This is a genomic window from Catenulispora rubra (genome assembly GCF_015356825.1).
Classification (GTDB): Bacteria; Actinomycetota; Actinomycetes; order Streptomycetales; family Catenulisporaceae; genus Catenulispora; species Catenulispora rubra.
In genome coordinates this window covers 1-20630 of the sequence record NZ_JAACYW010000206.1, presented here as the reverse complement: position 1 = coordinate 20630, position 20630 = coordinate 1, and the positions used below count along the sequence as shown (strand labels likewise).

Here is a 20630-nt window from a genome sequence, read left to right as displayed (position 1 = left end):
AAACCGCAACGTCATCACCAACCCACCCCCATCCCGAGCCCGCGCAGTCAGTTCCGCACTATGCGCCACAGCGATCGAGCGCGCGATCGAGAGCCCCAAGCCGTGCCCGGTGGCCGCAGTGCGATCCGGCCCGTGCCGCCGGAACGGCTCGAACAGGTCGGGCACCTTCTCGGCCGCCACCTGCGGCCCGGTGTTCGTGACCGTCACCGTTGAGCTGGCCGTGTCCAGACGCACGTCGACCCGGCCGCCGGGGCGGTTGTACTGGACCGCGTTCCGGGTGAGGTTCGTGAGCAGTTGGCGGAGCAGCACCGGGTCGCCGTGCACGACCGGAGGCGGGGACGCGTCGGCATCGACCGCGGCGCACACATCGACCTCGACGCACACGTCGTTCGTCGTCGCCAGCGGCGCCAGATCGCCCGCCACCAGCCGCGCCACGGCCGCGAGGTCCACCGGCTCCGTCGTCTCCAGCCCGCGATCGCTGCGTGCCAGCAGCAACAGGGCATTGATCAGCCGCTCGGCCTCATGGTTCGCCGCGAGCATGTCGTCGCGCACTTCGGCGAGCTCGTCGGGCAGCGGGTCGGCGAACCCCACCTGAAGACACGTGCGCTGCACCGCGAGTGGCGTCTTGAGCTCGTGCGAGGCATTGGCGACGAAGCGGCGCTGGCTCTCGAAGGCCTTCTCCAGCCGGTCGAGCATGGTGTCGAAGGTGTCGGCGAGACGATGCAGCTCATCATCGGGCCCGGTCAGCGACAGCCGCTGGTCCAGGTTCTGCTCGCTGATCTGCCGCGCCGCCGCCGCGATCGTGGCGACCGGACGCAGCGCCCGCCCGGCCATCCGCCACCCGAGCACCCCGGCGACCACCGCCATCACGACGAGGCCGACCCCCGACCAGAACACCATCTCGCGCAACGCGGTGTCCTGAACCGCCCGCACGGTCTGGTCGATCTTCTGAATCAGCGCCGCGCCTTCGGTCCCCGGCGCCGTCAGGTGGGCCGATCCGGCTGCCTGAGCGGGAGAGCTGGGGGAGAACAGCCCCGTGCCGTAGTCCGGCGTGTTGACGTAGGTGATCTGCATCCCCTGGACGTGTTGCACCGTGCCATGCCGCGCGAGCACCACGACGAACGTCAGCAGCGCGCTCCCGACCAGCAGGAAGAGCCCGGCGAAGGACGTGGCCAGGCGCGCGCGGAAGGGCATGCGGCTGATCAGGGTTCGAGGATTAAGGGGCACGTTGAAGCGCACGCTTCGAAGCCGAAGCCGAAGCCGAGGCCGAACCGGAGGCCGAAGCCGAACCGGAAACCGAAACCGAAGCCGAACCGGAAGCCGAACCGGAACCCGAAGCCGAAAACTCAGTCGCACAACCGATACCCACCCTGCCGATCAGCGACGATCACACCAGGATCGCCAAGCTTCCCCCGCAACCGGCTGACGGTAGCCCGCACCGCACCCGTCCGCGGATCGAGGAACTCGTCCCACACCCTCCGGACCAGCTCGTCATGCTGCACAGCAGCCCCCCGCGCGGCCAATAGCAGCCGCAGCACCGCGAACTCCTTCGGCGTCAGCTCCAGCCGCCGACCCTCCACCGACACCTCGTGCCGCGTCTCGTCCAACGTGATGCTCCCGGACCGCAGCACGGTCGCCGCCGGCCGGTGCGCACGCCGGCTCAGCGCCCGCACGCGCGCGACCAGCTCGCCGAAGTCGAACGGCTTGGCCAGGTAGTCGTCGGCGCCGAGCGTGGTGAGGCCGTAGACCTTGTCGGACAGCGTGCCGGCCGCGGTCAGCATCAGGATCTGCGGCGGATCCGTCAGCTCACGCAGCCGTCGGCACACCTCGTCGCCGCTGAGCACCGGCAGGTCGCGGTCCAGGATCAGCACGTCGTAGGCAGTCAGCAGACACATCCGCTCGGCCTCGTCGCCGGCCAGCGCGACGTCCACGGCCATCGCCTCGCGGCGCAGCCCGGTGGCGATCGTGCGCGCCAGGACGCGGTGGTCCTCGGCCACCAGGACTCTCATAGCTCCGGGACTCTCATGCCACCAGGACTCTCATGGCTCCATGAAACCATGATCATGATGACAGCCGGATAAGAATCCCGCGGCGCGTTCGGCCAGGTAGAAGCGTTACCAGGCACCACGACCTCACGACAGCGCCGATTCTTATCTCCCTGTAACAGGTTTACCGAGCCGTACGCAGCGCGCTGCTTGCATCGCCCCATGAACTTCGTCAAGCGAGCCGGCATGAGCCTGGTCGTCAGAGCCTCCAGGACCGTCGCCCTCCTGGCGATCTTCGCCGTCATCTGCACCCTGCTCCTCGGCGGCTTCCTGCTCCGCAGCGGCGCGGCACGGCAGGAGGCGGACGCGCAGCGCGACATCGGCGTCGACGTGACCGTCCGCAAGCCCGCCGGATTCACGCCGGAGCTGGCTGAACAGCTCGGCACGTCCAGCGTGGTGCACCGCTTCAACCCGGAAGTCGTCGTCCAGGCCGGGGCACGCAACATCACGCCGTTGGACTCGGGGCCGCTGACCGTCAACGGCGTCCGGGATCTGGGGCTGCTTCTGCCCTTCTCCTACGGATCGATGAAGGTCCTCCAGGGACAGGCAATCCGCCCCGAGGACGCCGGCCGCGACGTCGCAGTGATCGAACATCGCCTCGCCGACAAGGACCACCTGGCGATCGGCGACACCGTCCAGCTGCGTTCCGCGGACGGCAAGCACACGGTGCCGGTCACCGTCGTCGGCGTCTTCCAGGACCCCACACCGGACCCGGTGACGCCCGCGCCAACCCGGGAACTGCCCGGCAACGCGCTGTACGTGCCGCTGGCCACCGTGCAGAAGCTGAGCACCGCACCGCTGAACGTGACGGAGGCGGTCTACCGCATCGGCTCACCCGACCAAGCCGAGCACCTGAACGCGGACGCCAGCCGACTCTTGGGCGCCGGCACCTTCAGCATGCAGGTCAACGACAAGGCCTACCGCGACCAGGTCCGCCCGATCCAGCGCGTCGGCGCCTTCGCCGGGCTGATCGTTTGGGTGATCGCCGTGGCCGGGGCGCTGGTCCTCGGCCTCATCGTCATGCTCCAGATCCGCGAGCGGCGCGCCGAACTCGGGGTCCTGCTGTCGATGGGCGAGAAGAAGTGGAAGCTCATCGGCCAGCACGTCGTGGAGATGACGGCCGTGGCGTTGCCGGCTGTGGGCCTAGCCGCGCTGGCCGGCGCGCTCGCCGGACCGTCCGTGGGGAAGGCACTGCTCGATCACCACACCGGCGACGCCGGGTCCTCAGTACGGGTCGAGCCGGCCGCCGTCGCCGAGGTCGCGGCGCTCGGCCTCGGCATCTGCCTGGTCTCCACGGTCATCCCGGGCATCGGGATCCTCCGCCTGCATCCCCGCTCCATCCTCACCGACATCGAATAGCCGACCGAACAGCCGACCCGATAGCCCACCCGACACCCGACCCGACACCCGACCGAACAGCTGGGAGACCATGAACTTCGTCAAACGCGCCGCGCTCAGCCTGTGGGCCCGCAAGAGCCGCACGCTGATCACCCTGGCCACCTTCCTCGCCATCTCCGTGATGGTGCTGGCCGGCGTCCTGATCGACCACGCGACGGCCCGGGCCGAGCAGGGCGTGAAGCGCTCCGTGGGAGCCGAGGTCGACCTCGACATGGACCTGAGCAAGCTGGGCTCCGGCGGCGGATCCCTTCAGGCGCCCCAGATCGACGCCTCGACCGTCGACAAGATCGGTGCGCTGCCGCAGGTGCAGAAGTACACCTACTCGACGTCGGATCGCGCGTTCCTGGCCGGCGGTGCCACCTTGGCCGACGGCGGGCCGCCGGCTCCCATGGGACCTGGCGGGACCGTCTATCAGGCCGTCCTGAACAGCTCCGTACTTCCAGACTTCCGCAGCGGCCGGTTCACACTCCTGGCCGGCGCGCACATCACGCCCGCCGGCAAGGACAAGAAGCAGGTGCTGATCGAGGAGCGGCTGGCGGCGAAGAACCACCTCAAGGTCGGCGACCAGCTCACGCTGACCGGCAACGACGAGAAGACCACAGCCACGTTCACCGTCGGCGGGATCTACCGCGATCCGCGCGCGGCGAGTGAGACAGACCCCGACTACTACATCAGCTGGGCGAACATGATCTACGGGACGTTCGGCGGCCTGGCCGTGCTCGACGCTGGGAGCGGCGGGGCGCCGCAGGTGAGCACGGCGACCTTCATCCTGAACGACGCCGACGCGCAGAACGCGTTCAAGGGCGCCGCCAAGCAGGTCGCAGGACCCGCGCTCAACGCCTTCAAGCTGGACGTCAACGCCAAGGCCATCCAGCAGATGACCGGTCCGCTGGGCAGCATCCGGACGACCGCGAGCCTGGCCATGTGGCTGATGGGCATCGCCGGGGCGGCGGTCCTGGCGCTGGTCGCGAACCTCGCCGTCAAGCAGCGCCGCAAGGAGTACGGCGTGCTGCTGGCCATGGGAGAGAAGAAGACCAAGCTCATCTGGCAGCAGGTGCTGGAGATCGCGGCGGTCGCGATCCTCGCCGTCGGTCTCAGTTCCCTGATCGCCCCGAGTCTGACGCAGAGCGCGGGCCAGTGGCTGCTCGGCCGCGACGCCTCCTCGGCGAAGCAGAAGATCAACGCCTGGAAGCCCCCGCCGCCCGGCAGCACCGGGCTCGGCGAGGGCATCGACCCGAACGACAAGCCGGTCGAGAACGCCGATCCGATCGACAAGATCACGGTCGCGCTCGATCCGGCGGACCTCATCGCGGTCGGCGGCGTCGGGCTGGGGATCGGGCTGCTCGCCACCGCGATCCCGGCGACCGCGGTGCTGCGCCTCAGTCCCCGCACCATCCTCACGAAGGGCAAGTGAAACGGCCATGAGCGAAACCGCAATGAGCGACGTCAGCACCCCAACTCCGGTCCTGCGCCTGGTGGGTGTCAGCCACACCTACGCCGACCAGCGCCGCCGCAGCGCGGTCCTGAACGGGATCAGCTACTCCTTCGAGCGCGGCACGTTCTACACGATCCTGGGCCCGTCCGGCAGCGGCAAGACCACGCTGCTCAGCCTGGCCAGCGGCCTGGACACGCCGACCAAGGGCACCATCAGCTTCGACGGCCGGGACCTGAAGGAGCTGGGCCTGGGCCGCTACCGCAACCGGCACGCCGCCACCGTGTTCCAGCAGTACAACCTGCTCACGTACATGACCGCGCTGCAGAACGTCACCGCCGCCATGGAGATCACCGGCGTGAAGCCCGCCTCGGGCAGCCGCCGGGCCCGGGCGCTGGAGCTGCTGGAGCGGATCGGGCTGGACAAGGCGACGGCCACGCGCAACGTCCTGCGGCTGTCCGGCGGGCAGCAGCAGCGCGTCGCCATCGCCCGGGCGCTGGCCTGCGACGTCGACATCCTCTTCGCGGACGAGCCCACCGGAAACCTCGACGAGGACACGGCTCAGGGCATCATCGACACCTTCCGCGAGCTGGCCCACGAGCAGGGCAAGTGCGTGGTCGTGGTGACGCACTCGCAGCAGCTCGCGGCGCAGTCCGACCGGATCCTGGTCCTGCGCAAGGGCAAGCTCTCGGAGCAGGCGAAGGCCCGATGAACCGCGAGTGGCGACAGACGGTGACGTCAACGGTTTACGACCGTGAGTGGTTAGCATGGCTGAGGGGTCAGTGATCAGAGGAAGGACCTATCAGGTGGAAACGCGAGTCCTGGGCCGCACCGGCCGGCAGGTCGGAGTCATCGGTCTCGGCGCCTGGCAGCTGGGTGCGGACTGGGGTGAGGTGGCCGAGGACGACGCGCTGGCCACGCTCGCCGCGGCGGTGGACGGCGGGGTGTCCTTCCTGGACACCGCCGACGTCTACGGCGACGGCCGCAGCGAGCAGCTGATCGGCAAGTTCCTCATGGCGCGGCCGGGTGAGGGCATCACGGTCGCGACGAAGATGGGGCGCCGGGTGCCGCAGGTGCCGGAGGCGTACACGCTGGAGAACTTCCGCGCCTGGAACGACCGGTCCCGGAAGAACCTCGGCGTCGACACCCTCGACCTGGTGCAGCTGCACTGCCCGCCGACGGCCGTATACTCCAGCGACGAGGTCTTCGACGCGCTGGACACGCTGGTCGCGGAGAAGCGGGTGGCCGCGTACGGGGTGAGCGTCGAGACGCGCGCCGAGGCGCTGACGGCGATCGCGCGGCCGGGTGTGGCGAGCGTGCAGATCATCCTGAACATGCTGCGGCTGGGGCCGCTCGCGGACGTGCTGCCCGCCGCGCGCGAGGCCGGTGTGGGCATCATCGCCCGCGTGCCGCTGGCGAGCGGGTTGCTGTCCGGTAAGTACGACGAGCACACCACGTTCGCCGAGAACGACCACCGGAACTACAACCGGCACGGCGAGGCCTTCGACGTCGGCGAGACCTTCTCAGGGGTCGACTTCGCGACCGGGCTGGAGGCGGTGCGGCGGCTGGCGCCGCTGGTTCCGGCGGGCGTCGCGATGGCGCAGTTCGCGTTGCGGTGGATCGTGGACCAGCCGGGGTTGAGCGTGGTCATTCCGGGTGCTCGCAACCCGAAGCAGGCGGCCGGGAACGCTGCTGCGGCTGATTTGGCGCCGTTGACCGAGGAGCAGCTCGCGGCGGTGCAGGAGGTCTATGACGAGCTGATCGCGCCGCAGGTCGGGCAGCGGTGGTGAGCTGATCGGTCGTGATGCCGGCTGTGGCGGCTGCTGTAACCCGCACAGCCGGCACAGCCACTGCAGCCAGCACAGCCACTACAACCGGCACGACTGACGTTCGTCGCCTCACCCGCCGAGCGTGCCCACCATGTTCATGATGGTCTCGATCTGCGCGCCGCCGTGGATCGGGTAGTTGGTCGCGCCGAGGTAGCCCCACCAGTCCCAGCATCCGTAGGGGTTGCTCGCGCCGGTGGTGGCCTGTGGGTAGAGGACGATCATGTTGTTGGTGTCGGCGTACTGATCGAGGTTCGCGCGGTCGACGAACGCGGTGCCGACGGTGTCGTAGCCCTGTTGGCAGCCGTGCAGGGCGACCAGGAGGCGGCACGCCGAGCCGGCGGCGCAGGACTTGGGGACGTAGGTGAATCCGGCTGCTGACATGTCCAGGTCCGCGGCTGAACCGCCGATGGCGTAGGCGTTCTGGTCGAAGCGGGTGAGGGTCCCGGTCAGCGGGCCGGTGTTCTCGGCGTTGACGGAGCCGAGCAGTGTGGTCAGCAAGTCGTGCTCGGGGTCGGTACCGCAGTTGTTGAGGTACGGGGCGGCCGTGGCTCCGCACGCTTCGGTGCCGTACGGCGTCACCCAGGCGTGGCCGGCACCATTGCCGGTGACGGAGGTGACGTGCGCGCCGAAGTCGGACCAGAAGGTCGCGCCGTCTCTGCTCACGGACGCGGCGATAGCAGTGTCCTGCGAGCCGTAGTACACCCACACCGGGCGTCCGGAGAGGTTCCCGATCGGGTCGATCCACCCGTAGGCGGACCACAGCGAGGCATCGGACTCCAGCACGCCGAGGTAGTCCGGGTAGGTGTTGGCCGCGCAGCCGTACAGCGCCTGAGCGGCGTTGTTCTGGGCGCAGTAGTAGGGCCCGGCGCCGAAGACGGCAGTGCCGCGGATCCGGCTGGAGTAGGCCACCTGCAACTGCCCGGCCATGTAGCCGCCGGAGGAGATCCCGGCGACGTAGACCCCTGAGATCCGGTACCCGGCCAGGCTGCCGGCTGTCGGGCTCACGGTGTAGGGCCCGCCTCTCGCCGACGCTTCGGTGGCCGGCACGGCCATTGCCGCGGCCATCGCCGCGAACAGTGTCAGGGCCCATATCGCGGCCCAGCGCCGTGTGATTCGCAGGCTGCGCATCCCTCGCATCGCTGCCTCCCCTCTGCCATACCTCGCCGATGTTTCGGGGAACGTAGCTCAGGCGGGGAGAGTCGGCTATGTGAGTAGACACCATAATGGCGGCAGTTGGTGTGGGGTGGGCCCGCGCGGGGCTTTTGTGTGGCGCACTTATAAAGCGCGGGAAGATCTCCGCCGATTCCGGCTATACGGAGTACGTCGAATACCGCAAAGGTGCTGAGAAAGGCCGGATCAAACTCCATGCAGGTGTTGGGGAGCTATACCGGCGTGTAAATCACTCGACCTCGGCGAGAATCGCGGCGAGGGTCTTCACGGCTGAATCAGCGTCTTGTCCCTCGGCGTGCACGGTCACCGTGCCGCCGATGGTGGCGCCCAGGCTCATCACGGCCAGGACGCCGGTGGGGTTGACCGACTTGCCGCCGTACTCGATGCGGATGGTGCTGGCGAACTTCGCCGCCTCCTGGGCCAGGCGGCCGGCGGGGCGGGCGTGCAGGGTCGCGGGCAAGGTGATCGCTGCCGAGACGCCTTGCGGCTGTTCGGGCTCGGGAGCTGTGGCTGCGGCCGCGTCTGCGGGCTCGAAGCTCTCCACCTTCACGATGCCGCGCGCCTGCCGCGCCGCCTCGGCGACCGCCGCCAGGTCCGCGCCGGCTGCTGCCGTGACGGCGGCGGCCACCGCGCCTTCGACGAATGGTGCGTCCACCAGCAGTACGTCGGCGCGCGGGTGGTCCTCCAGCACGGCCAGCGTGGTGAGCACCGAGCTGCCCAGGTCCGGCAGCACGATCACGCCCGCGCCCCGGTCGGCCTCGGCGATGGCGGCCACGATCCGGTCGTAGCTGGTGCCGAGTCCGCCGTCCTCGGTGCCGCCGGCCACCGCCACCGGCACCCGGTCCGAGCCGATCTGGGCCAGCAGGTCGCGCAGGCCCGACGCCAGGTGGGCGCTGTGCGAAACGAGTACGATGCCGATGGACTGGTTCATAAACAGTGATGCTAAATCTCGGAACGGTGTTCAGCAATACTGAATGGACCTCCGGCCGTGAACAGGGCTGAACAGGACCGAGCGGAACCGAAGGCGAGGGATCGGCACATGGTGCAGTCGGTGCAGCGTGCGGTGCGCGTCCTGCGGGAGCTCGCCGCCGGCGGCCCGCGCCTGGGCGTGACCGAGCTGGCCGAGCGGGTCGGCGTCGCCAAGCCCACCGTGCACGCGCTGCTGCGCACGCTGGAGGGCGAGGGCCTGGTGGTCCAGGACGCCGAGACCGGCCGCTACCAGCTCGGCCCCGGCTTGTTGCTGCTGGGCAACGCCTATCTGGACACCCAGGAGCTGCGTGCGCGGTCGCTGAGTTGGGCCGACACCCTGGCCACCCGCGCCGATGAGGCCGTGTGGGTGACGGTGCTGACCGGGGACCACGTCTTCGTCGTGCACCACGCGTTCCGGCCCGAGGGCGTAGTGCAGATCCTGGAGGTCGGCGCCAGCATCCCCTGGAGTACGTGCGCGCTGGGCAAGGCCACCGTCGCGTTCCTGCCGCCGGACCAGCGCAAGGCCCTGCTGGACGGCGAGCTGCCGGCGCTGACCGGCTCCAGCATCACCGATCCGGACGTGCTGTCCAGGCAGCTCGACGAGGTCGGGCAGACCGGCCACGCGCTGGAGAACCAGGAATCCGCGCTCGGCGACGCCGGGATCGCCGCGCCGGTCTTCGACCGCAACGGCGTGGCCGGCGCGATCGGCATCGTCGGCCCGGTCGAGCGGGTCCTGGACGACGGTGCGCGGCAGGACCACATCGTCGCCGTGCGCGAGATCGCGCGGCAGATCTCGCGGGAGCTCGGCGCCGGCCGGGGGAGTGTCCGGGTCGCGAGGCCCTGATGGGGCCGCACGGCACGGCACGGCACGGCACGGCACGGTACCCGGTCCGGCCTCGCGCGATGTCTTGACACCGCCGATCCGCCGGGTTAGCTTCCGAACATCGTTCAGTGATGACGAACACGAGTCGGCCATGTGAATTTCCGCTCGCGACGAGATTCGGGTCTCCTCCGGAGCGGAATTACTCGCAGGTAGGCGCGCGGTCGCCCCTCCGCTTCGTCCGTCGCAGTGCCTTCTGAAGGAGTCCCGGCATGAAGAAGCTGATCAACACCCCAGATACCGTCCTCAGCGACGCGCTCGCCGGGATCGCGGCAGCCCATCCCGGCTTGGTCGTCGACCCCGGGGCCCGGATCATCACCCGCGCCGGCGGCCCCTCGGTCGGTCGGGTCGCACTCATCTCCGGCGGCGGCTCCGGACACGAGCCCCTGCACGGCGGCTTCGTCGGCACCGGCATGCTGCATGCCGCCTGTCCCGGAGAAGTGTTCACCTCGCCGGTCCCGGACCAGATGGTCGCCGCGGCCCAGGCCGTGGACGGCGGCGCCGGGGTGGTGTTCATCGTGAAGAACTACACCGGCGACGTGCTGAACTTCGAGATGGCCGCGGACCTCGTCGGCGACGAGGGCATCGAGGTGGCGACCGTCCTGGTCGACGACGACGTCGCGGTCAAGGACTCGACCTGGACCGCCGGCCGGCGAGGCACCGGCGCGACGGTGTTCGTCGAGAAGATCGCCGGGGCGCTCGCCGAGCAGGGCGCCGACCTGGCGCAGGTCGCCGAGGTGGGACGGCGGGTGAACGCCGCCTCGCGCAGCTTCGCCGTCGCGCTGACCGCCTGCACCCCGCCGGCCGCCGGCAAGCCCGGCTTCGACCTGGCCGAGGACGAGATGGAGGTCGGCGTCGGCATCCACGGCGAGCCCGGCCGCAGCCGCGAGAAGCTGGAGCCGGCCTCCGCGATCGTCGCCAGGTCCCTGGACGCCATCTTCGCCGACCAGCCGCTGGCCGCCGGCGACGAGACCATCGTCATGGTCAACGGCCTCGGCGGCACGCCGCTGATCGAGCTGTACATCGCCTACGCCGAGGTCGCGAAGTATTTCGCCGAGCGCGGCGTGCGGATCGCGCGGAACCTGGTCGGCAACTACATCACCAGCCTGGAGATGGCAGGTGTGTCGCTGACGGTGTGCAAGGCCGACGAACAGATGCTTGCCTTGTGGGACGCACCGGTGAACACCCCGGCGCTGCGCTGGGGCGCCTGAGCGCCATCCGTGGACCAACAAAGGAGTCGACCGGTGGACATCCACCAGACCCGGACCTGGGTACAGGCCATAGCCGCGGCGATGGACCAGAACAAGGACCACCTGACACAGCTGGACTCGGCCATCGGCGACGCCGACCACGGCGTGAACATGCAGCGCGGCTTCACCGCCGTCGGCGCCGCCCTGGACGGCTTCCAGGCGGCCGGCGTCGGCGAAGTGCTCGTCAAGACCGGGACCACGCTGATCTCCAGCGTCGGCGGCGCCGCCGGACCGCTCTACGGCACGTTCTTCCGCGCCACCGGCAAGCAGCTGTCCGGACCGACCGCCGACGCCGAGCAGCTGGCCGCGGCCTTCGACGCCGGGCTCGCCGGCGTGCAGAAGCTCGGCGCCGCAGTGCTCGGCGACAAGACCATGGTCGACGCCTTGGTGCCGGCGCTGGCCGCGTTCGGCGAGTCGGCGCGCGCCGGGGAGAGCGAGGCCGTCGCGGCAGAGAAGGCCGCGGCCGCCGCCGAGATCGGCGCGCAGGACACCACCCCGTTGCAGGCCCGCAAGGGACGCGCCTCGTATCTCGGCGCCCGCAGCATCGGGCACCAGGACCCGGGCGCGACGTCCACCGCGCTCGTCTTCCGGGCCCTGGCGGAGGTGCTGAAGTCGTGAGCCGGGCGACGTTCGTCGGACAGTCGGCGTCCTTCGGTACGGCTCTGGGCCTGCTGCACCACACGGAGCTGTCGCCTGCCGTCGTTTCGGCGCCGCGCCGTCCGGGCCAGGACCCCGTCGCAGAGGTCACCGACGCGTTCGACGCCGTCGCGGAGCAGCTGGCCGAACTCTCGCGGACGCTGCGGGACTCCGGGCAGACCGACCTGGCCGACATCGTGGAGGTCAACGGCTACATCGCGCAGGACCAGGAGTTGCGCGGCGCGGCCTTGCAGCATGCGCGGGCCGAGCAGTCTCCTTCGCAGGCCGTCGTCCAAGCCGTCGACGAGTACGCCGCGCTGCTCGCCGCCCTGGACGACCCGACGCTGGCCGAACGCGCCGCCGACGTGCGCCAGGTCGGCCGCCGCGTGCTGGCGCACCTGGCCGGCGTCACGTCCGCCGCGCCCGACGGCCCGGTGGTGCTGGTCGCGCAGGAGATCGGCGCCGCGGACCTGCTGGAGCACGGCGACCTGGTCGTCGCCGCGGCCTCGGTCGTCGGCGGTCCCAACTCCCACGCCTCGATCATCGCGCGCTCGCTGGGGATCCCGCTGATCCTCAGCGTCAGTCCCGCGGTGCTGGACCATTCCGACGGCGCCGAGGTGCTGATCGACGCGGATCGCTCGACGATCACGGTGGATCCCGATCCGGCGGAGCGGCAGGCGGCGGTCGCGGTGATCGACGCGGCACGTCGGCGTCGCGAGATCCTGGCCGCCGAACGTGACCTGCCGTCTCAGACCCTTGACGGGCACCACGTCGCGCTGCGGGCCAACGTCGCCAGTTCCGTCGAGGCCAAGGCGGCGAACGCCGCCAACGCCGACGGCGTGGGCCTGCTGCGTACGGAGATGCCGTTCCTGGACGCGCAGAAGTGGCCGACAGAGGATCAGCATGCTGCTGTCCTGGCCCCGATCCTCGGCAAGCTGGCAGGGCAGCCGGTGACCGTGCGCACGCTGGACTTCGCGGACGACAAGTTCCCGCCGTTCCTCGCCGACCAGGCCGTCGACGGGCACCTGGGCCGCGGCCTGCCGCACATGCTCGCCGACCCACTGGCTTTCACGCATCAGTTCCGTGCGATTCTCAGAGCCGGAGCGGCTTGTGACCTGCGCATCATGATTCCGATGGTGGCCGCGGTCGAGGAGTTGGCGGCGTGTGCGCAGATCCTCGACGCGGTCGCCGCCGATGTCGGGGTCGCGCTGCCGCCGCCGATCGGCGCCATGATCGAGCTGCCCGAGGCGGTCGTGATCGCCGACGCGCTGGCCGAGCATGCCGCGTTCTTCTCGATCGGAAGCAACGACCTGACCAGCCAGATCCTGCGGCTGGACCGGCGTGACCCGGCGGTGTCCCCGGTTCTGGCGGCTCATCCGAAGGTGCTGCAGGCCATCGCGCGCACCGTGCAGGCTGCGCATCGACGGGGCCTGAAGGTCTCCGTGTGCGGCGATGCCGGGGCCCATCCGCTCGTCATCCCGTTGCTGATCGGTCTGGGCGTCGACGTGCTGTCGGTGGCTCCTGCCGCGCTGGACGAGACGCGGGTGCGCATCCGCCGTCTGGACGCGCGGGTGTGTGCCGATGTCGCCGCCGAGGCGCTGGCCTGCGAGACGCTGGAGAGCGTGCAGGGCATCGTGCGTCGGCGTTGCTGGCCGGCTATGCCTTGAAGCCGGACGATCGAGCCGTAGCACCGCACAGCAATATCGAGCAGCACACGGGAGGATTTCTCATGGCGTCGAAGCACCCTGATCCCGACCTCGCACGGACCGCGGCCTTCGGCCTCGGCCTGGCGGCGGTCGGACGCCCGGGGTACATCAACCTCGGCCGTGGGGAGGACCTGCCCGCCGACCGCACGGTCGAGGCGATGCGCTCCCGCGCGCACGAGGTGCTGGACGCCGCCTACGCGGCCGGGATCCGTTACTTCGACGCCGCCCGCTCCTACGGCCGGGCCGAGGAGTTCCTGGCTGAATGGCTGCGTCTGCACCCTGACATCGACGACGTCTCCGTCGGCAGCAAGTGGGGCTACACCTACACCGCCGACTGGCGGGTCGACGCGCCGGTGCACGAGGTCAAGGACCACAGCATCGCGGTGTTCACTCGGCAGATCGCCGAGACGCGGGCCCTGTTGGGGGACCGGCTGAACCTCTACCAGATCCACTCGCTCACGCCGGAGAGCCCGGCCCTGACCGATCAGGGGCTGCACCGGAGGCTGGCCGCGTTGGCGGCTCAGGGCGTGCGGATCGGCGTGTCGACGAGTGGGCCGCAGCAGGCGGACGCCATTCGCGCGGCGTTGCGGATCACGATCGGCGGCAGCCGGCTGTTCGAGTCCGTGCAGGCCACATACAACCTGCTGGAGACGTCAGCCGGCCCCGCTCTGGCCGAGGCCCACGAGGCCGGCTGGACCGTCATCATCAAGGAGGCGCTGGCGAACGGCCGCCTCACCGACGCTCATCTCGCCGAGCAAGACCAGGACGACTCGGTGGCGTCCGAGATCGCGGCGAAGGCGGGCGTCGGTGTCGATGCCTTGGCGCTGGCTGCGGTCGCGGCCGAGCCGTGGGTCGACATCGTGTTGTCGGGTGCTGCGACCGCGGCGCAGTTGGAGAGCAACGTGGCCGCGGCGCAGGTTCGGTTGGAGACCGACCAGCGCGAGCAGTTGGCCACGTTGGTCATGCCCGCGCAGGAATATTGGACGCAGCGGTCCCGGATGGCCTGGACGTAGGCGCGATCAGGTCACCAGGGCTGCGGTAGATCGTCCTCCGGCGGGCTGGTGCCGAGGAGCTTTGCCTTGGCGATGCCGAACTCCTCGGCGGTCAACATGCCTTGCGTGTGCAGGGCGGCCAGTTTTTGGAGCTGTTCTACGAGCCCTGACGCGTCGGGTGCCGCCGGAGCCCAATCGTCCGGCGAGACCGGCGAGACCGGCGCCGGCGCGGGCATCGCCACGGCGTCCACGGCGTCCACGGCGGCGCGCGCCGTGACCAGCAAGTCCCGGAACGCGGCCGCGTCCTGCTTCGTGCACCCGTTGACCGTGAACGGGTCCTTGCCCTTGCGGGGCGTCCCGCCGCCGGCGACCACCACGGTCACCGCGGCGAGGACCATCCCGTTCTTCACGTTCACGCCCGCGACCGCCCCGAGGGGGATCTGGGCTTCGCCGCGACCCGCGTTCGAAAGCCAGGTGTGCGTGATGGTCACGTTCCGGCCGTCGAAGGTGATCGTGCCGTCCGAGCCCTCGATGCGGGTCGCGCCGGGTGGCAGCGGATCCTTCTTGCCCATGATGTTCCCCCTCCATCTCTGGTGATGGGGACGTTACAGGGTCTTGCCCTCCGCGGCCGAGCGCCGGGCCAGTTCCAGTACTTCGAGCGCGCCGAGGGAGTCGCGGGGGTCGACCGGGGCCGGTGCGCCGTCGCGCAGTGCTGATACGACCCCGGCGTAGAAGGCCGGGTAGTCGCCGGGCAGCGACGGGTAACGGTGCGCTTCCTCGGTCGTGCCGAGCAGGCCCCATTCGTCCTCGGCCGGTTCGCCCCAGCCGGGGCCGGGGCGCTCGCCGGCGCGCAGTGCCGCCTCCTGGGGGTCCAGGCCCTGGACCGTGTAAGCACTCTGATCGCCGAGGATGCGCAGGCGCGGGCCCGGCTGGGCGCACACGGCGCTCATCCACAGGTGCGAGTGGACGCCGTTTTCGTGGGTCAGCGCGATGAAGGCGTCGTCGTCGACGGCCGCGCCGGCGCGGCGGGTGTCGACCTCGGCGTAGACGTGGGCGGCCGGGCCGAACAGGTGCAGCGCCTGGTCGACCAGGTGGCTGCCGAGGTCGTTGAGGACGCCGCCGGCCTTGGCCGGATCCGCGGACTCGCGCCAGCCGGTCGCGACCTGCGGACGCCAGCGCTCGAAGCGCGACTCGTAACGGTGCACGCTGCCGAGCTTGCCGTCGGCGATCAGGTGCTTCGCGGTGCGGAAGTCGCTGTCCCAGCGCCGGTTCTGGAAGACGGTCAGCATCAGGCCGCGCGCCTCGGCGAGCTCGATCAGGGCGCGGGCCTCGGCGGCGGTGGGAGCCAGGGGCTTGTCGACGACGACCGGCAGGCCCGCCTCCAGCGCGGCGCGGGCGGAGGGGCTGTGCGTGTCGTTGGGGGAGGCGACGACGACCAGGTCGAGGGCCGAGGGATCGGCCAGGAGTTCGTCGACGCTGGCGACGGCCTGCGCCTCCGGGTGGTCGCGGCGCAGCTGCTCGCGCCGTTCGGGGTTGGCGGTCACCACGTTCCGCAGCGTCAGGCCGGGCGTGGTAGCGATGAGGGGGGCGTGGAAGGCGCGCCCGGCCAGGCCGTAGCCGATCAGGCCGACGCGCAGGGGAGTCTCGGCAGCGCTCATGGGGTGAGTTAAGCAACACTGTTGGCAAAGTGCAAAACGGGGTCGCACAATGGGACGCATGGACAGACGGCAGACCGGGACCAACCTCGCGGGGTTGCGCGATCACAACACCGCGCTGGTGCTGCGCCTGCTGCGTGCTGACGCCGGCGCTGCTGCCGCCGGGGAGGGCAGCGAGAGCGGGAGCGGGGCTGGGATCGGGAGCGGAGGCGGGGCCGGGACCGGCAGCAGCCGCGTCCAGCTCGCCGCCGAGACCGGGCTCACGCCCCAGGCGATCAGCAAGATCACCGCTCGGCTGCTGGACGAGGGCCTGATCGTGGAGACCGGCCGCGCCGAGTCCACCGGCGGCAAGCCGCGCACGCTGCTGGCCGTACGTCCCGAGGCCGCGTACACCATCGGCGTCGAACTGGACCGCCGGCACAGCACGATCCTGCTCGTGGACCTGGCCGGGCAGCGGCGACGGCGGGAGTCCCTGATGTTCGGCCTGGCGAGCGGGACACCCGAGCGGGTGGCCGCCGGGCTCGCCGAGCGGGTGCAGGACCTCATCCGAACGGCTCCGGGCGGCGGGCGGGTTCTCGGCGTCGGTATCGGCTGCCGCGGGCCGCTGGACTACGAGACCGGGATGCTGCACCGGCCCGCTGGACTGCCCGGCTGGGACGGGTATCCGTTGTGCGACGTCATCACCGCGTTGCTGGATCTGCCGACGGCCGCCTCGACGACCGTGCTGCTCGACAAGGACACCAACACCGCCGCGCTGGCCGCACCCGCGCCGGGGCCCGGCAACACCGCGTACCTGCACCTCGCCGACGGTCTCGGCGCCGGATTGCAGTTGAACGGCGCCATCTATCGGGGGACGCGGACCAACGCCGGAGAGTTCGGCCACCAGGTCGTCCAGGCCTACGGTCCGGTCTGCACCTGCGGCTCCCGCGGTTGCCTGGAGGCGTTGTGCCTGGCCGCGCTCGCCGACGGCGACCCGCACACCGCCGCCCGCTGGCTCGGTCTCGGCGCGGCGAATCTCGTCCGGTTGCTCGACATCGACCGGATTCTCCTTGGCGGGCACCAGATCTTCGCCGCGCCGGAGGTCTACCTGAGCGCGGTCGCCGAGCAGATCGCCGAACACCTGCCCGATCCGGCGTGGCAGGACGTGCAGGTGTCGCTGACCCCCGCCGGGGCCGACGCGGTCGCGGTCGGCGCCGCGCGACTCGCCCTGGACACCGCTTTGGAAGCGCCGGTGAGCTGATCAGCCCCCTGCCGTCGTGACAGGGGGCTGATCTGGCTGAAGCCGTGTTGCTGAAGGCCGCGAAGCCGGCGTGCGCGCGGCGGTCGGCGGTCCCAGTCCTCAGCGGACCACCTCGAAGACGTTCTTCTGGATGCCGTTGCTGTAGACCTCGCTGTCGACCAGCTTCAGCTTCTGGGCGTTCTTGTCGGTGCCGCTGAACAGGCGCTGTCCGGCGCCGAGCAGCAGCGGGAACACCAGCAGGTTGTACTGGTCGATCAGGCCGGCGTCGGAGAGAGCGTGGTTGAGCTCGACGCTGCCGTGGACGATGATCGGGCCGCCCTCGGTCTGCTTCAGCGCGGCGACCTCGTCCAGCGAGCGCAGGATGGTGGTCGGGCCCCAGTCGTCGACCAGGTCGTCCTCGGTCAGCGTGGTCGAGACGACGTACTTCGGCAGGCCCTTGTAGTGCCCGAACTCCTGCATGCCCGGCCACACCGGGCTGAAGAGCTCGTAGCTGTTGCGGCCCATGAGGATCGCGGTGGACTCCATCTGCTCGGAGCCCTTGATGGCGTAGGCCTCGGGGACGAAGTCGACCTGCTTGAAGGTCCAGCCGGCGTTCCGGTAGTCGCTCTGGCCGCCGGGGTCCTCCACGACGCCGTCGAGGGAGATGAAGGCGGTGCTGATCAGGGTACGCATGTCAGGCTCCTTGGTTGGTTTCTTGAATCGTGTCTTGAACGGGGTTCTGGATGGTGTCGGACAGCCACTGCTGCCAGGACTTCTCGGCCTCGGCCGGGTCGCCGGCCGGGGCGAACAGGTGGTGGAACATCAGGGCCAGGCCTGAGCCGTGGTGGAACGTGTAGAGGGCGTCGGCGCTGCGGAGGGCGAAGCGTTCGCTGTCAGCCCAGACCACTTCGCCGTCGAGGACCGGCAGGCCGTCCGGCCCGCCGTGGGCCCGGGACCCGGTGGTGATCGGGGCGGTCAGCGCGAGCGCTTCGGCGAGTTGCGCCTGAACCTGCTCGGGCGTGCGGTCGGCGGCCGGCGCCATGCCGAAGACCGGGACCGCGGTACGGCCGGGGAAGTGCGCCAGGTACTCGTGCAGGGTGTGGAGGTGGAAGGGCCAGCCGCGGCGCAGGGCGTCGTACTCGTCCTGCCAGTCGTCGCCGAGCAGGCCGCTGTGCACGACGCGCAGCACGGTGCTGCCGCCTTCCCGGCCCTCGATCAGGTACTCGAAGGCCATGAACCGGCCGTCGGCGCCGGGGGAGGTGCGCACGGCCAGGCGCTTGCCGGGGTCGTAGGCGGTGATCAGGGACTCCTCGCGGTGGCCGCCGGTGTCCATCGAGGCGGTGCCGCCTTCGCGGGCCTCGATCTCGTTGCGGCCCATGAACCAGGAGTCGACTCCCGGTCCGGTGGCGATCGCCTCCCAGACCTGCTCGGGGGTGGCCGGCAGGGTGGTTTCGAGGGCGATCTCGAAGGGGTGGGTCATCGCGGATCCTCCTGTCCTGCTTCAGGTCCTGCTTCAGGTTCGGGTAGTCGGGTGTTCTCGGCAGCCGGCTGTGGTCCGTGCGGGGTGGTGCCGGACTCCGGGCTGCTGTCCGGGTTGCTGTCCGGGCTGTCATGGGCGTCGGGCTTGGCCGTCGGGATCGGGTGCAGTCCGACGACCAGGCGGTGGTCCCGGCCGCGCGGGGCGTGCTCGTCGTGGTAGCGGCTGACCAGGCCGGTCACCGCCTGCGTCAGCTCCTCGGCGAACGCCGCGCGGTCGGCCGCGGAGGCGAAGCGCACCTGCGCGTCCACCGCGAACGTGGCGACCGGCTTCCCGGCCCGCGCCGAGCCGGTGAGCAGCGTGCCGACCTCCTGGATCAGGCGCGAGCCCAACGCCAGCAGCCAGCGCGCGGACAGCCGGTCCGGGGCCCGGTCGGGATCCGGGCTCACGGCGGCCATCGTCAAGGGGGAGATCACGTACGAGGCCGCGGTGGCGCGGTACACGCGCTCGGTGACGTTGCCCTTGCGGCGCTCCTCGACGAGCTCGACCAGGTCGTGCCGCTCGAGCTCCTTCAGGTGGTAGTTGACCTTCTGCCGGGGCAGCCCCAGCCGGCCGGCCAGCATGGCGGCCGAACCCGGCTCGGCCAGGGCGGCCAGGATCCGGGACCGGATCGGGTCCAGGGAGGCCTCGGCTGCGGCGGGTTCCTCGATAACGGCTACGTCGAGCATGGGTCCAGCATCCCGCCGACAAGAAGTTTTGTCAAGACAAGAAAAGTTGTCGGTGGAGTCCATCGGTGGAGAGCCTGCCAAACCACCTCGGTGCGCGGCCTGGGGCCTGGCCCAGATGCCCGCGCGCGAGCAGGCGGCGCGCGAAGTTCGGGCGGTACCGTGGCGCCATGCCCTTCACGATGAGCAACGGCGTCCGGCTGGCTTATGACGAAGCAGGCGCCGGCCCGGCCGTGGTGCTGACGCACGGCGGCCTGGGCGATCGCCGCATGTGGGACCACCAGTTCCAGGCACTGGCAGAGGGCTGCCGCGTGGACGCGGTGTGGGCCGCGCGGAGTTGGCTGACGCGCTCGGGGTGTAGTGCTTGGGGCGAGTGGCTATTGAGTACCGATTACTCAAGCGCGGTGATCGGCGCGGTGGTCGAGTGGGTCCGTCTCCGTTCGGACGGGGCGAAGGGAGGTGACCGCTGTGGCCATGAAGAAGGACATCGTCTGGAACTGACGACGTGTGTGGCGTTCGTTTTCGCTGGGCCGCGGCGCTTTGCGGCGCGCCGCGGCCCGGTCTTTTTGCGTGCTCAGTAGCCCGGTTGCTGGGGATATTGCTGGTGCTGCTGCTGGACGGCGAGGATCGCGGCGACCTGCTGGGCCTGCTTGGTCGGCATCATGGTCGCGACCATCGAGCCGTCGGTGAAGTGGAGCTCGGCGCGCGGGGTGCGGCCGTGGAGTGCGGCGTCCTTGGTGCCCTCGGTGCGCACGCCTGCGATGGCGGTGCGCGGCACGCCGTGGACCAGGCGCATCGAGGAGCCGCCGGCGCGTCCGGCGCGGAAGATGAGGTAGCGCCGGTCGGTGAGGACGCCCCAGGAGCCGGGGCCGTAGTCCTCGCGGGTGGCGCGCGAGTAGCGGATGAACCACCCGGCCGTGCTGTCCCACCCGCCGAGGAAGACGGGCCCGGCGAGCTTGCGGCTGAGGGCCTCGGTGCCCTTCTCGGCCAGGCGCTCGTTCATCGCGTCGAGCGGATTGAGGGCCCACTTCAGCCCCTTGTTGAGCTTCTTGTCGGCACGGGTGACGCCGCCGAGCACCCGGTGCTGCCCCTCGATGGCGATCGCCAGCTCGCGCGGGGTCTCCGGGATGGTGTCGTCGAGCTTGAGGATGAAGCCGTAGTAGACGGTCTCGCCCGGTTCGAGGAACGGCATCGCGCCCTCGACGAGGCGATCGCGCGGCGGGACCAGGTTCGGCGGGGGCGGGAAG

At 70.5% G+C, this 20630-nt stretch carries 21 protein-coding genes; 11 read left to right on the top strand and 10 right to left on the bottom strand.

Annotation, left to right across the window (positions count from 1 at the left end):
• Together GWK61_RS38275 and GWK61_RS38270 are read right to left on the bottom strand one after the other, a co-directional pair.
• A partial coding sequence (locus GWK61_RS38275; protein WP_228563622.1) for a sensor histidine kinase occupies positions 1–1194 on the bottom strand: 1194 nt, incomplete at its 3' end.
• A gap of 152 nt (positions 1195–1346) precedes the next feature.
• Positions 1347–2009, bottom strand: a complete 663-nt coding sequence (locus GWK61_RS38270; protein WP_194916602.1) for a response regulator transcription factor — start codon at positions 2007–2009, stop codon at positions 1347–1349.
• Between the two features lie 198 nt (positions 2010–2207).
• On the opposite strand from GWK61_RS38270, the gene GWK61_RS38265 reads away from it, so the two are divergent.
• The 4 genes from GWK61_RS38265 to GWK61_RS38250 all read left to right on the top strand — a co-directional run bounded on the left by GWK61_RS38265 (position 2208) and on the right by GWK61_RS38250 (position 6665).
• The gene (locus GWK61_RS38265) at positions 2208–3404 is read left to right on the top strand and encodes an ABC transporter permease (RefSeq protein WP_194916601.1); all 1197 of its coding nucleotides are present in this window, start codon (positions 2208–2210) and stop codon (positions 3402–3404) included.
• A 70-nt stretch (positions 3405–3474) separates the two neighbouring features.
• Complete coding sequence (locus tag GWK61_RS38260; RefSeq protein ID WP_194916600.1) at positions 3475–4857, top strand: ABC transporter permease; 1383 nt, start codon at positions 3475–3477, stop codon at positions 4855–4857.
• Between the two features lie 7 nt (positions 4858–4864).
• Positions 4865–5587 carry an ABC transporter ATP-binding protein gene (locus GWK61_RS38255; RefSeq protein WP_228563621.1) on the top strand — a complete coding sequence of 241 codons (723 nt, stop codon included), beginning with the start codon at positions 4865–4867 and terminating at the stop codon, positions 5585–5587.
• A gap of 94 nt (positions 5588–5681) precedes the next feature.
• The gene (locus GWK61_RS38250; protein ID WP_194916599.1) at positions 5682–6665 is read left to right on the top strand and encodes an aldo/keto reductase; all 984 of its coding nucleotides are present in this window, start codon (positions 5682–5684) and stop codon (positions 6663–6665) included.
• 108 nt (positions 6666–6773) lie between these two features.
• On the opposite strand, the gene GWK61_RS38245 is transcribed toward GWK61_RS38250, so the two are convergent.
• Positions 6774–7841, bottom strand: coding sequence for an extracellular catalytic domain type 2 short-chain-length polyhydroxyalkanoate depolymerase (locus tag GWK61_RS38245; protein ID WP_194916598.1), 1068 nt, complete (start codon positions 7839–7841; stop codon positions 6774–6776).
• A gap of 262 nt (positions 7842–8103) precedes the next feature.
• Positions 8104–8805 carry a dihydroxyacetone kinase phosphoryl donor subunit DhaM gene (gene dhaM / locus GWK61_RS58875; RefSeq protein WP_194916597.1) on the bottom strand — a complete coding sequence of 234 codons (702 nt, stop codon included), beginning with the start codon at positions 8803–8805 and terminating at the stop codon, positions 8104–8106.
• Between the two features lie 108 nt (positions 8806–8913).
• Between dhaM and GWK61_RS38235 the strand changes: the two genes are divergently transcribed.
• The 5 genes from GWK61_RS38235 to GWK61_RS38215 all read left to right on the top strand — a co-directional run bounded on the left by GWK61_RS38235 (position 8914) and on the right by GWK61_RS38215 (position 14328).
• Positions 8914–9687 carry an IclR family transcriptional regulator gene (locus tag GWK61_RS38235; protein ID WP_194916596.1) on the top strand — a complete coding sequence of 258 codons (774 nt, stop codon included), beginning with the start codon at positions 8914–8916 and terminating at the stop codon, positions 9685–9687.
• Positions 9688–9935: 248 nt separating this feature from the next.
• On the top strand, positions 9936–10934 hold the full coding sequence (dhaK, locus tag GWK61_RS38230) for a dihydroxyacetone kinase subunit DhaK (protein ID WP_194916595.1): 999 nt from the start codon (positions 9936–9938) through the stop codon (positions 10932–10934).
• Positions 10935–10967: 33 nt separating this feature from the next.
• Entirely contained in the window at positions 10968–11591 is a 624-nt protein-coding gene (gene dhaL / locus GWK61_RS38225; RefSeq protein ID WP_194916594.1) for a dihydroxyacetone kinase subunit DhaL, read from the top strand.
• Complete coding sequence (locus tag GWK61_RS38220) at positions 11588–13276, top strand: phosphoenolpyruvate--protein phosphotransferase (RefSeq protein WP_194916593.1); 1689 nt, start codon at positions 11588–11590, stop codon at positions 13274–13276. The genes dhaL and GWK61_RS38220 overlap by 4 nt, the downstream gene beginning before the upstream one ends.
• Before the next feature lie 62 nt (positions 13277–13338).
• A complete protein-coding gene (locus GWK61_RS38215) occupies positions 13339–14328 on the top strand; it encodes an aldo/keto reductase (protein ID WP_194916592.1) in 990 nt (329 codons plus the stop codon).
• Between the two features lie 11 nt (positions 14329–14339).
• Here the strand turns inward: GWK61_RS38215 and GWK61_RS38210 are convergent, their stop codons facing one another.
• Positions 14340–14879, bottom strand: coding sequence for an SHOCT domain-containing protein (locus tag GWK61_RS38210; protein WP_194916591.1), 540 nt, complete (start codon positions 14877–14879; stop codon positions 14340–14342).
• Positions 14880–14912: 33 nt separating this feature from the next.
• A complete protein-coding gene (locus tag GWK61_RS38205; protein WP_194916590.1) occupies positions 14913–15965 on the bottom strand; it encodes a Gfo/Idh/MocA family oxidoreductase in 1053 nt (350 codons plus the stop codon).
• Positions 15966–16023: 58 nt separating this feature from the next.
• Here GWK61_RS38205 and GWK61_RS38200 point away from each other — a divergent pair, with 58 nt between their 5' ends.
• A complete protein-coding gene (locus GWK61_RS38200) occupies positions 16024–17202 on the top strand; it encodes an ROK family protein (protein ID WP_228563620.1) in 1179 nt (392 codons plus the stop codon).
• Positions 17203–17301: 99 nt separating this feature from the next.
• Here GWK61_RS38200 and GWK61_RS38195 read toward each other — a convergent pair whose 3' ends face one another.
• Genes GWK61_RS38195 through GWK61_RS38185 form a run of 3 tightly spaced genes read right to left on the bottom strand, consistent with a single transcriptional unit; the run spans position 17302 to position 19386 of the window.
• On the bottom strand, positions 17302–17874 hold the full coding sequence (locus GWK61_RS38195; RefSeq protein ID WP_194916588.1) for a dihydrofolate reductase family protein: 573 nt from the start codon (positions 17872–17874) through the stop codon (positions 17302–17304).
• 1 nt (position 17875) lies between these two features.
• Complete coding sequence (locus GWK61_RS38190; RefSeq protein ID WP_194916587.1) at positions 17876–18661, bottom strand: SRPBCC family protein; 786 nt, start codon at positions 18659–18661, stop codon at positions 17876–17878.
• Positions 18658–19386, bottom strand: coding sequence for an ArsR/SmtB family transcription factor (locus GWK61_RS38185; RefSeq protein ID WP_194916586.1), 729 nt, complete (start codon positions 19384–19386; stop codon positions 18658–18660). The genes GWK61_RS38190 and GWK61_RS38185 overlap by 4 nt, the downstream gene beginning before the upstream one ends.
• Positions 19387–19553: 167 nt before the next feature.
• Here GWK61_RS38185 and GWK61_RS61605 point away from each other — a divergent pair, with 167 nt between their 5' ends.
• Positions 19554–19964 carry an alpha/beta fold hydrolase gene (locus GWK61_RS61605; RefSeq protein ID WP_228563619.1) on the top strand — a complete coding sequence of 137 codons (411 nt, stop codon included), beginning with the start codon at positions 19554–19556 and terminating at the stop codon, positions 19962–19964.
• Here the strand turns inward: GWK61_RS61605 and GWK61_RS38175 are convergent.
• Positions 19958–20630, bottom strand: a 673-nt coding sequence (locus tag GWK61_RS38175; protein ID WP_194916585.1) for a hypothetical protein, incomplete at its 5' end; no start/stop codon positions are given. The two genes, GWK61_RS61605 and GWK61_RS38175, sit on opposite strands and share 7 nt — an antisense overlap.

Coding starts and splice junctions, on each gene's coding strand:
- GWK61_RS61605 (WP_228563619.1), top strand. CDS start 19,554: ATGCCCTTCACGATGAGCAACGGCGTCCGGCTGGCTTATGACGAAGCA.
- GWK61_RS38185 (WP_194916586.1), bottom strand. CDS start 19,386: ATGCTCGACGTAGCCGTTATCGAGGAACCCGCCGCAGCCGAGGCCTCC.
- GWK61_RS38235 (WP_194916596.1), top strand. CDS start 8,914: ATGGTGCAGTCGGTGCAGCGTGCGGTGCGCGTCCTGCGGGAGCTCGCC.
- GWK61_RS38195 (WP_194916588.1), bottom strand. CDS start 17,874: ATGCGTACCCTGATCAGCACCGCCTTCATCTCCCTCGACGGCGTCGTG.
- GWK61_RS38190 (WP_194916587.1), bottom strand. CDS start 18,661: ATGACCCACCCCTTCGAGATCGCCCTCGAAACCACCCTGCCGGCCACC.
- GWK61_RS38215 (WP_194916592.1), top strand. CDS start 13,339: ATGGCGTCGAAGCACCCTGATCCCGACCTCGCACGGACCGCGGCCTTC.
- GWK61_RS38210 (WP_194916591.1), bottom strand. CDS start 14,879: ATGGGCAAGAAGGATCCGCTGCCACCCGGCGCGACCCGCATCGAGGGC.
- dhaM (WP_194916597.1), bottom strand. CDS start 8,805: ATGAACCAGTCCATCGGCATCGTACTCGTTTCGCACAGCGCCCACCTG.
- dhaK (WP_194916595.1), top strand. CDS start 9,936: ATGAAGAAGCTGATCAACACCCCAGATACCGTCCTCAGCGACGCGCTC.
- GWK61_RS38200 (WP_228563620.1), top strand. CDS start 16,024: ATGGACAGACGGCAGACCGGGACCAACCTCGCGGGGTTGCGCGATCAC.
- GWK61_RS38265 (WP_194916601.1), top strand. CDS start 2,208: ATGAACTTCGTCAAGCGAGCCGGCATGAGCCTGGTCGTCAGAGCCTCC.
- GWK61_RS38255 (WP_228563621.1), top strand. CDS start 4,865: ATGAGCGAAACCGCAATGAGCGACGTCAGCACCCCAACTCCGGTCCTG.
- GWK61_RS38260 (WP_194916600.1), top strand. CDS start 3,475: ATGAACTTCGTCAAACGCGCCGCGCTCAGCCTGTGGGCCCGCAAGAGC.
- GWK61_RS38270 (WP_194916602.1), bottom strand. CDS start 2,009: ATGAGAGTCCTGGTGGCCGAGGACCACCGCGTCCTGGCGCGCACGATC.
- GWK61_RS38245 (WP_194916598.1), bottom strand. CDS start 7,841: ATGCGAGGGATGCGCAGCCTGCGAATCACACGGCGCTGGGCCGCGATA.
- GWK61_RS38205 (WP_194916590.1), bottom strand. CDS start 15,965: ATGAGCGCTGCCGAGACTCCCCTGCGCGTCGGCCTGATCGGCTACGGC.